The organism is Bradyrhizobium sp. TM239 (assembly GCF_036247985.1).
Taxonomy (GTDB): domain Bacteria; phylum Pseudomonadota; class Alphaproteobacteria; order Rhizobiales; family Xanthobacteraceae; genus Bradyrhizobium; species Bradyrhizobium ottawaense.
Genome location: NZ_BTIR01000009.1, coordinates 136,823 through 146,323 on the forward strand (window position 1 = coordinate 136,823; position 9,501 = coordinate 146,323).

Below are 9,501 nucleotides of genomic sequence, written 5' to 3' on the forward strand. Positions count from 1 at the left end.
CGGTTGCATGGTTTGAGGAAACGCGCCCTCCTGTGTGACGGGCTAGCCCGGCACTGACAGGTCCGATCCCCAAAGCTTAAGGGAGTGGACCACGGGTCGCGAAACGCTTCGCGGGCCGAAATCGGCCCGCGAGCAGGCGGCTTTTAGGTGAGTTTGGGCCGTTCTGTCAATGCGAATGGGCCCGGAATCATGTCCCGACCACTCTTATCGGCTTCGAGCCGGCCGCCCGCAATTCGGCAGCGATTTCAGTGTTCAGGACTTGTTCCAGCCGGGTCAGGACCCGGGCGATCGGGGCCGCATCGGTAACCCGGTGATCCCAGCGGATCACGACATGAATGGTCTGGTCGGGCTCAACCAGGCCGTAACTGACGATGAAGGGGCCGGGCGTAATCGGATGGAGCTCGCCGCCGCCATAGGCGGCCACCGAGCTCACCGCAAAGCTGCCGAACCAGTTGCCGCGCTGGCGGCCGAAATTGAGCCCGATCGCCCAGGACAGCCGCCGCAGCGGCAGCGGCAGGCGGGTTGCCCGCATGATCTTCCGGAACATCGGGACGTCTGCGATCGGTGCCGTCTTGCCGCGCCGGATCTCGGCATCGACCGCGGCCAGCGCCATGGCCTCGGGGGCTGCGATTCGCTGCGGCATCACGCATTCCTCGCCGTCCTCGACCCGGGCGATCGCCACCGACGCCACGCTGTTCGGCAGTTCGTAAAACATCGGCCAGGGCCATTTGGCGTAGACGGTGCGCAGGATCGGCTCGTCCCTGGCGACCAGGGCGAACGCCTTGACGAAGGTCGCAGCCCAGCCCGCCGGTGCGGCGGCTGCGGCGCGTGCCTCGAGCAGGGGGCGGATGTTGAGTGAACGGGAAAGCGATACGAACGGCACGTCCATCGACGCCCGCATGAGGTCGCAGATCAGGCGGCGCGGCAGCGAAATCGGCTTTGGCGTCCCGCGCATCGGTCTTCGGTTCCCGCGGATTAAAAAATGAGCAGCGAGCGGGGCGCCCGCTCGCCGCCTGCTCTAGCACGAACCAACCGGCTTGGGGCCGGTCGGTTCGACATATCAAGGGGCCGGCGTCGCCAGCGGCTTGGCCTTGTCGACGACGTAAACTCCCAGCACTTTCATGGCCTTATCGCCATGAGCCTTGGCGTCGTGCACGACGCCTGCCGGGATCTGGTAGGAATCACCGGCTTTCAGGGTTTTCTCCGGCTGACCATCGATCAGGAGGTTCAGCTCGCCTTCGAGCACGTAGCCCGTCTCGATTCCGGGATGGGTATGGCGTCCGGCCGAGCCTCCCGCCGGGACTTCCGCGATGGCGGTGATGGTATTGTAGCCGTCCGGAAATTCGACCTTCTGGAGCGGGGTGCGCTTGATGCCGGGCTGCTGGGCGAAGGCCGCGAAGGCAAGACCGGTGAAGGCAAGAGCGAGCAAAGTCTTTTTGAGCATTGTTTCCTCCCTGGTGCGGCCGAGCCTAGCAGGGCCGCAGTTCCCGGCAAGGTGGCGCGGCCTGCTCAGCGCCTGATGCCCTCGAACGCCGCCATGATGCCGCGCTGGAGCAGCGACCAGTCGAAGCCGAGCGCGATGGCGCGGTAGCCGCGGTCGACCAGGGCGTTGGCCTGGTCCGCAGTGCGGGCCACGCCGCCGATCGGCACGCCGCTTCTTAGGATGCCGGCCTCGGCGCGCGCGACCAGCTCCAGCAGTTCCGGATCGTCCATCTGTCCGCGCTTGTTGATGGAGGTGGCGAGATCGCCGGGCCCGATCACCGCGACGTCGATGCCCGGCGTCGCCATGATCTCGTCGATGCGGTTGACGGCATCGACATGTTCGATGGTGATCATGCAGATCATCTCGTCGTCGGCGCTTGCCATGTAGTCCGGCATCGACTGGCCCCAGCGGAACGGGGCGTGGAACGGACCCCAGAGCCGGTCGCCGCGCGGCGGGTAGCGCACGCTGCGGACCGCCTTCTCGGCATCAGTGCGGTTCGTGATCATCGGAAAGTTGATGCCGAAGGCACCGATGTCCATGGGCGCCTTTGCAAGCCACGGCTCGTTCGCCGCGATCCGCACTAGGGGCGTGCACGGCGTGCCGGTCGTTGCCGCGATCATTGCGTGCGCTTCGGTCAGGCCAATGGGACCATGCTCGAGATCGACGATGATCCAGTCGAGCGAGCGCGCCATGATCTGCACCATCTGCACGCTCGGGATGGTCGCGATCGCGCCGAAGGCGGAGCGGCCCTCGCGCCACAATTGGCGGAGGCGATTGAGCGGCGGGGTCTGGTCCGACATGGAAAGGCCTGCGGGGAGGTGACGACGGCAAAACCTAGCAGCGCGGCGCCGATGCGCAAAGTCAGGCCAGCGCGCGGCCGCCGAAGAACGGCGTCAGCGTGGCCGAAAGGCCGTGCACGCGGTTCGAGGTGAAGATCATCTCGGCGCCGGCCTGTGCGATGCCGCCGATGCGCGGGCCGAGCAGATCCGAGACGCGGCGGGCGATCGCCGGCGCGGGATCGATCCAGTCCACCGGCCAGGGCGCCAGCCGCTTCAACCGGTCGAGCAGCAGCGGATAATGTGTGCAGGCGAGCACGACGGTGTCAGTGCGCGAGGTCGCGTCTTCGCCGACGAAGCAGGGGGCGAGTTCGGCCAGGATGTCGCCGTCGCTGACGGAAGCGCCGCTGAGCTCGGCTTCGGCCAGCGAGGCAAGCTCGGGCGAGCCGACCAGCGTCACCTCGCATCCTTGGGCGAAATCGCGGATCAGGGCCTTGGTGTATTCGCGCTTCACCGTGCCCTTGGTGCCGAGCACCGAGACGCGGCGGGTCCTCGATTGTGCGCAGGCCGGCTTGATCGCCGGCACCGTGCCGACGAAGGGCACCGAATAGGCGGCGCGCAAGTGAGACAGGACCAGGGTGGACGCCGTGTTGCAGGCGATGACGACGATATCAGGGTCATGCGTGCCGATCAGTTCACCCATCAGCGGCACGACGCGGGCGATGATCTCGTCCTCGCTGTGGTGGCCGTAGGGGAAGAAGGCGTCGTCGGCGACGTAGGCAAAATGGGCGTCCGGACGCGCGGCCACGACCTCGCGGAGCACCGTAAGCCCGCCAAGGCCGGAATCGAACACCAGGATCGTCGGAGAATTGGTCACGTCATTACCCTAGCCCGGCATGGTTACCATTCGGTTTTTAGGGCGATTTTGCGGCGGGGCTGTTTGGGGGGAGGCTGGAGGCGCTGCGGACAGGGCGCAAGACCGAGATCCCACCCCTGGCAATGGCTGCTATATGCGTCATCACGACGTGCCCAACTTACCGCTGCAGGAGGCCTCATGCTCACCGTCCATCACCTCGGCAAGTCTCAGTCCGAGCGCATCGTCTGGCTGTGCGAGGAACTGGAGCTTCCCTACGAGCTGAAGCGCTACGCACGCGATCCCGTCACCATGCTGGCGCCGCCGGAGTACAAGGCGCTGCACCCGAGTGGGGCGGCGCCCGTCGTGACCGACGGCGATCTCGTGCTCGCGGAGTCCGGCGCCATCGTCGACTACATCGTCGCAAAGTACGGCAACGGCCGTCTGGTGCTTGGCCCCAATGACCCCGCCTTCCTGCAGTTCCTGTACTGGCTTCACTTCGCCAACGGCAGCTTGCAACCCGGCATGGGGCGGATGATGATTTTGAATCGGCTCGATCTCGCAAAGGACAACGCGACCTTGCTTGCCATGAAGGGACGGCTCGATCGCGCCTACGATCTGCTCGACGCGCGCCTTCGCGAGGCCGAATATCTGGCAGGCAACGCCTTCACCACCGCCGACATCATGACGGTTTTTTCGCTGACGACGATGCGTTACTTCCAGCCCTATGATCTCGCACGCTGCCCGAACGTGGTCAAATATCTCGGCCGCGTCAGTGCACGTCCCGCCTACCGGCGCGCGATGGAGAAGGGCGATCCCGGCATGGCGCTGCTGCTGGACTGAGCAGCGGCGATCACGCGATCCTGTTCGTCGTGGCCGCCCGCTCCGTGGCCAGCTGCTTCTGCAGGCGATCGATGTTCTGCAGCAGGCGCTGGCTGGTAAGCACCAGGAAATAGTAGCCGAACTGCGGGTCCTGGAAGTAGATCTCGAGCAGACGGTCATAGGTGATCGTCAGCACCTGTCCGTCCTCGACGCATTCGATGGTTCCGGTGCGCCGGTTGTCCGGCGTCAGGAAGCCGAGTTCTCCCATCAGCGCGCCCGGCCCAATCTCGACGTTGATCTCCTTGACCAGGAATTTGCCGGTGACCGTGAGCAGCATCTCCTTGGCCGGATCGCCCAGCTTGAACAGCGTGTCGCCGCGGCGATATTTGCGTTCGGTCATGAACGGCTTCAGCCATTCGATCGACATGTCGCCCTCGGCCGCGTGGCGCGCCTTCTTGACCAGCTTGAGCATCTGCCGCAGGCGCAGAGCGTTGATCGGAAGCAGCAGCAGATAGAGCAGGAACGTCGCGACATTGGCGGAGAGCGCGCCGAAGACGGCAAAAAACGCGCAGCCGATCATGTTGGCAACGCGCAGGGGCACCATGGTCCGCATCAAGAGGGTGGCGACGAAGAAACCGGCGCCGACCGCGGCGAACAGATTGGCAAACGTGATGTTGTGGACCAAGATCTCCAGCAGCCGGTTGAAGATCGCATCATAGGTGACGTTGTTCGGGTCGAGGCCCATCTGGACCAGGATCTTCGCGATCCTGAGGTTGTCCGTTGCCGCATCGAGAATGCGGTCGAGGATCGAGGAAATGTCTGCGCTGCCGGACGGCATGGTACTAACCCCGCGTAAGGCTTTCAGTCCTGGTCGGTATGCTCGACACCTAATAGCCGAAATCGAATGACGGCCGCCTGAAATGAAGCCTTTGGCCGTCACGCCGCAAGAGGCAAATTTTAGCCTGATCGGGCGTTTCGGCAATTGCCCGTTGGTTGTGCGTCCGGCTGCAACGGGGCCGTGATTCGGGCGGACTTCGGCGTCGTGGAGGGGCTGGATGCCCGAGGCGGGGCGCGTCGGACGAACTTCGCCTTATGGCTTGGCGGCGGGTTGGATGACCTGCTGCTCGACGAAGCCAAGACGACCGGGCAGCGAGCCGGCGCGCAGCAGCATGGCGACGCTGTTGGCCTCTTCCAGGGTGAAGTTGCCGGAAATCTGGCCTGAGCCGCCGGTGATGGGCTCGCGGATCACGGGGGCGGAAATCACCTTGTCGTCGAGCGCGATGGCGAAGGGCATTCCAACGTTCTCTGCGGTGATGTGAGCGAAGCGTCGCGTACCGCGACCGTTGAAGCGGAACGAGGCGATCGGCTCCTTCGTGTCGCTCGTCAATCCCGGTCCCGCGTAGCTGATGTCGTCACCGTCGAGCGCGCTGGCCTTGACGAGATAGGGGAGCTTGTCCTTGAAGCCGAACATGACTTCCGTGCCTGCTGGAGGCGTGCCGGATTGCGCCTGCTCCGCCGACATCGTGACATCGATCAGGCGGAAGCTGACCTTGACCCTCCTGGCGAAGATCGCGGTGATGCGCTCGGGCTCCATCGTGCCCGGCAGGAAGATGCGGATGCGATCCGTTCCCTCAGGCTGGACGCTGGCCAGTGTGACGCCGGCGTGCTTGAGGCGTTGCTCGATCATGGCGATGGAATCCTCGACGAGATCGCGCAGCCGTGCGGCGGATGCGGCATCGGTCGGCGCAAGCCTGATCAGCCCGTCTCCGGCGTCGGTCACGGCGAGCGCGTGCGTGGGCAATCCCTCTGCCGCCGAGGCGAGCTTGCGCGTGAGCAGTTCGCGGCCCTTGGCGTCCGCGATCTTGACGTCGACGCCGCCGTCACGAATCGTAAGGCCGGCGAAGGCGATCCGGCCCTCGCGCAGGGTCTTGTAGACGTCGTCGCGCAGATCCGTGGTGACCGCCTCCCGCAAGGCGTCACTATCCACCTTGTAGATGATGCGCGATCCGCCCAGCTTCTCCATCTTGTCGGTGATGAATGCTGCGATCTTGGCGCGCATCTTGTCGAGCTGGCCGTCCGCAGCGAGCGCCGCGCGGGGCAGCGCGATCGTCGATGCGATGGCGAATGCGGCGATCAGCCGTGTGACGCGGTTCCGCAGGGGCGTCGTCATGATGACCTCAAGTCTTGCGGCAGGGCGCTGGCGAGCGAATTCAGCGCCAGTTCTTGGTCCCCGGATCGGCCGCGGAGGTTCAAACGCCGCTCAGGTTGCATTCGATCGCCGGAGCCGTTGGCGATGGACGAACGCCAAATCATCCATCATTCTGTCCGCGCCGGGCCGGTCATCGGTCGGGGCCTCGCCGACCCAAAATGTCAAAAGACAGGGGGCGGGGACATGTATCTGAGGGAGGACGGAATTCCATGGCGGGCATCCACGCGCTCGATCGGCTCATTGGCAGCGACTATCCGAACCTTTTGACCGACGAGGACGTCCGGGCGTTCGAGCGGGTCCCCTATGCGGACCGCATCGCCGCCGAGAGCACGTTTGACGCGATCAGGCTCGGTGCGGCGCGCAATCCCGACGGGGCGGCGATCCAGTTTCTGCAAAACGCTGATCCCGCCGACACGCCACTGGTGGTCACGTACCGCGATTTCATTGTGCGCGTCACGCAGGCTGCCAACATGTTTCACGCGCTCGGCGCGGAGAAAGACGACGTCATCAGCTTCATGCTGCCGCTGGTGCCGGATGCCTTCGTGACGCTGTTCGGCGCGGAGGCTGCCGGCATCGCCAATCCCGTCAATCCGCTGCTCGAGCCGCACCAGATTGCGGAGATCCTGGAAGCTGCGAACACCAAAATCCTGGTGGCGCTCGGGCCGATGCCTGGCACCGATATCTGGCAAAAGGTCGAGCAGATCCGCCCGCAACTCAAGCACCTCAAGGCGATCGTGCAAGTGTTCGGCGGCGGCGATCCCGCGAATGGCATCTTCGCCTTCAGCGACCTGATCAAGCAGCAGCCCTCGGATCGGCTTGTCAGCGGGCGCAAGATTTCGGGTGCCGACATCGCCGCCTATTTCCACACCGGTGGCACCACCGGCACGCCCAAGCTGGTGCGGCATACGCATACCAACCAAGTCTATCAGGCCTGGGCGCTCAATCTGCTGCTGAAGTCGAAGCCGGGCGGCAACATGCTGTTCGGCATGCCGCTGTTCCATGTCGGGGGATCGCTGACGCAGGTGCTGCTGACGCTGTCGGCGGGCGGCTCGCTGGTCGTGCTGTCGCCGAGCGGATGGCGCAATCCGAATGCGGTGAAGAACATCTGGAAATTGGTGGAGCGGTTCAAGCCCGAAGCGCTGTCGAGCGTGCCGACGGTGCTTGCGGCGACGCTCGCGGTGCCGCCCGGCGATGCCGACATCTCCAGCCTGAAATATGCCGCAGGCGGCGGCTCGGCGATCCCCGTCGCGGTCGGCTCGGCGATCCAGGACAAGCTGAAGCTGCCGGTGGTCGAGGTCTACGGCATGACCGAGACCTCGAGCGTGCACACGCTGGCCTATCCATCGCGGCCGATCAGGCTCGGCTCCGTCGGCCTTCCCATGCCTTATGCGCGCGTGCGCATCGTGCAACTCGATGCCGATGGCCACCTGATCCGCGACTGCGCGCCTGATGAGATCGGCGTCGTCATCATGGCGGGGCCCGGCGTGTTCGGCGGCTATCTCAACGACGAGCACAACAAGGGCGCCTTCGTCGACGAGGTCTGGGTCAATTCCGGCGATCTCGGCCGGCTCGACGCCGAGGGCTATCTCTGGATCACTGGCCGCGCCAAGGATCTCGTGATCCGTGGCGGCCATAACATCGATCCCGCGCCGGTCGAGGAGATCATGTTCCGGCATCCCGCGGTCGGCTTCGCCGCCGTCGTCGGCCAGCCCGACGCCTATGCCGGCGAACTGCCGGTGGGATACGTGCAGTTGAAGCCCGGCGCGACCGTGGAGCCCGGCGAACTGGAATCCTGGGTTCGCGAGCGCACGCCGGAGCGTGCCGCCGTTCCGGTGCAGGTCATTCCGATCGACCAGATGCCGGTGACCGGTGTCGGCAAGGTGTTCAAGCCTCAGTTGCGCTGGGACGCGGCGGAGCGCGTGTTCACCAAGGTGCTCACGCCGCTGGTCGAGCGCGGCATCGATTGCAGGGTCAAAGTCGGTGCCCATGGCAGTCACGGATCAATCGCCACCGTGACCCTTGCCGGGCTGCCGTCGGACCAGCGCGAGGCGGTTGCGAGCGAGGTACACGCGCTGCTTGCACCCTTCGTGATCCGCCACGAGGTGGTGCAAAAGTAGCGGCCTCGACAGACGGCGGCGTCCCCTGGAAAAACCAGGGTGACGCTTCGCCGCATTATCCTTACCCCCGTTAGGCCGGCTTGTGTGACAGGAATCACATAGGAAGAATTAGCAATCGGCGACGCTAGCGAATAGTCTCAGGGAATTGCATCCGGGGGGACGCAAGTGATTCCGTTTCGACTGTTTGCCTTGTTGATATTCGCGATTGCCCTTGCCTGCGGACCGGCACATGCCGACCGACGGGTTGCGCTCGTGATCGGCAATTCCGCTTACAAGAGCGCGCCCAAGCTCAGCAATCCAGTGAACGACGCCACGCTGGTCGGCGGCATGTTCAAGAAGGCGGGCTTTGATTCCGTCGACGTCAGGCTGGATCTCAGTGCCAGCGAGATGCGGCGCATGTTGCGCGAGTTCGCCGGCAGGACGCGCGACGCGGACATGGCGGTGATCTATTACGCCGGCCACGGCATCGAGCTCGATGGAGCCAACTATCTCATTCCGACCGACGCGACACTGGAGACGGATGGCGACGTTCTCGACGAGACCATTCCGGTCGAACGCGCGCTGTTCGCGGTCGAGCCCGCCAAGCAGCTGCGCCTGATCATCCTGGATGCCTGCCGCGACAACCCGTTCGCCAAGTCGATGAAACGTACGCTGGCTTCACGCGCCGTCGGGCGCGGGCTCGCCAAGGTCGAGCCGACCAGCCCGAACACGATGATTGCGTTCGCGGCCAAGGCGGGATCGACGGCGTCCGATGGCGATGCCCGAAACAGCCCGTTCGCCACCGCGCTGGTCGAGCATCTGCCGAAGCCGGGGCTTGATCTGCGCAAGGCGTTCGGCTTCGTGCGCGACGACGTGCTCAAGACTACCGGCTACAAGCAGGAGCCCTATGTCTATGGCTCGCTCGGGGGCGACGACGTGCCCCTCGTCGTGAGGCCGGCCGCGACCGGTCCGCAGGCCAACCCGCAGGATGCCATTCGCAGGGATTACGAGCTCGCGCTTCAGCTTGCGACGCGCGACGGCTGGGAAGCGTTTCTGGCGGCGTATCCCGACGGTTTCTACGCCAACCTGGCCAAGGGCCAGTTGAACAAGATCGCCGCCGAAGAGACGCGCGCGTCGGCTGAGCAAAAGGCCAAGGCGGCCGAGCAGGAAAAGACGAGGCTCATCGCCGAGCGCGCCCAGAAGGCCGAGCAGGAGAAGGCGGTCGCGGCGGCCAAGGCGGCGGAAGAGGCGCGGATCGCGGC

Annotated in this window: 9 protein-coding genes; 3 read left to right on the top strand and 6 right to left on the bottom strand. The window is 65.1% G+C overall.

Annotated features, from left to right (window positions below; translation table 11 throughout):
- Positions 1-187 precede the first annotated feature (187 nt).
- From AABA84_RS17440 to murI, 4 genes are all read right to left on the bottom strand, one after another.
- Complete coding sequence (locus AABA84_RS17440; protein ID WP_338312595.1) at positions 188-955, bottom strand: acyltransferase; 768 nt, start codon at positions 953-955, stop codon at positions 188-190.
- Positions 956-1,060: 105 nt separating this feature from the next.
- Entirely contained in the window at positions 1,061-1,444 is a 384-nt protein-coding gene (locus AABA84_RS17445; protein WP_338312596.1) for a cupin domain-containing protein, read from the bottom strand.
- 65 nt (positions 1,445-1,509) lie between these two features.
- Entirely contained in the window at positions 1,510-2,283 is a 774-nt protein-coding gene (locus tag AABA84_RS17450) for an HpcH/HpaI aldolase family protein (protein WP_338312597.1), read from the bottom strand.
- A gap of 61 nt (positions 2,284-2,344) precedes the next feature.
- Positions 2,345-3,136: a glutamate racemase gene (gene murI / locus AABA84_RS17455; protein ID WP_212251744.1), complete on the bottom strand. Its 792-nt coding sequence runs from the start codon at positions 3,134-3,136 to the stop codon at positions 2,345-2,347.
- Between the two features lie 177 nt (positions 3,137-3,313).
- Between murI and AABA84_RS17460 the strand changes: the two genes are divergently transcribed.
- Positions 3,314-3,955 (top strand): glutathione S-transferase family protein, encoded by a 642-nt coding sequence (locus AABA84_RS17460; RefSeq protein WP_338312598.1) that lies wholly within the window; start codon positions 3,314-3,316, stop codon positions 3,953-3,955.
- A 10-nt stretch (positions 3,956-3,965) separates the two neighbouring features.
- On the opposite strand, the gene AABA84_RS17465 is transcribed toward AABA84_RS17460, so the two are convergent.
- Positions 3,966-4,772, bottom strand: a complete 807-nt coding sequence (locus AABA84_RS17465; RefSeq protein WP_212251740.1) for a Crp/Fnr family transcriptional regulator — start codon at positions 4,770-4,772, stop codon at positions 3,966-3,968.
- A gap of 252 nt (positions 4,773-5,024) precedes the next feature.
- Positions 5,025-6,104: a SecDF P1 head subdomain-containing protein gene (locus tag AABA84_RS17470; RefSeq protein WP_338312599.1), complete on the bottom strand. Its 1,080-nt coding sequence runs from the start codon at positions 6,102-6,104 to the stop codon at positions 5,025-5,027.
- Positions 6,105-6,352: 248 nt separating this feature from the next.
- Here AABA84_RS17470 and AABA84_RS17475 point away from each other — a divergent pair, with 248 nt between their 5' ends.
- Complete coding sequence (locus tag AABA84_RS17475; RefSeq protein WP_212251736.1) at positions 6,353-8,260, top strand: acyl-CoA synthetase; 1,908 nt, start codon at positions 6,353-6,355, stop codon at positions 8,258-8,260.
- A gap of 165 nt (positions 8,261-8,425) precedes the next feature.
- Positions 8,426-9,501: caspase family protein (locus AABA84_RS17480; protein WP_338312600.1), on the top strand; the 1,076-nt coding region annotated here is incomplete at its 3' end.

Excerpts from the sequence above, each read along its gene's own strand:
- AABA84_RS17440 (WP_338312595.1), bottom strand. The coding sequence starts at position 955 with ATGCGCGGGACGCCAAAGCCGATTTCGCTGCCGCGCCGCCTGATCTGC.
- AABA84_RS17445 (WP_338312596.1), bottom strand. The coding sequence starts at position 1,444 with ATGCTCAAAAAGACTTTGCTCGCTCTTGCCTTCACCGGTCTTGCCTTC.
- AABA84_RS17450 (WP_338312597.1), bottom strand. The coding sequence starts at position 2,283 with ATGTCGGACCAGACCCCGCCGCTCAATCGCCTCCGCCAATTGTGGCGC.
- AABA84_RS17460 (WP_338312598.1), top strand. The coding sequence starts at position 3,314 with ATGCTCACCGTCCATCACCTCGGCAAGTCTCAGTCCGAGCGCATCGTC.
- AABA84_RS17465 (WP_212251740.1), bottom strand. The coding sequence starts at position 4,772 with ATGCCGTCCGGCAGCGCAGACATTTCCTCGATCCTCGACCGCATTCTC.
- AABA84_RS17470 (WP_338312599.1), bottom strand. The coding sequence starts at position 6,104 with ATGACGACGCCCCTGCGGAACCGCGTCACACGGCTGATCGCCGCATTC.
- AABA84_RS17475 (WP_212251736.1), top strand. The coding sequence starts at position 6,353 with ATGGCGGGCATCCACGCGCTCGATCGGCTCATTGGCAGCGACTATCCG.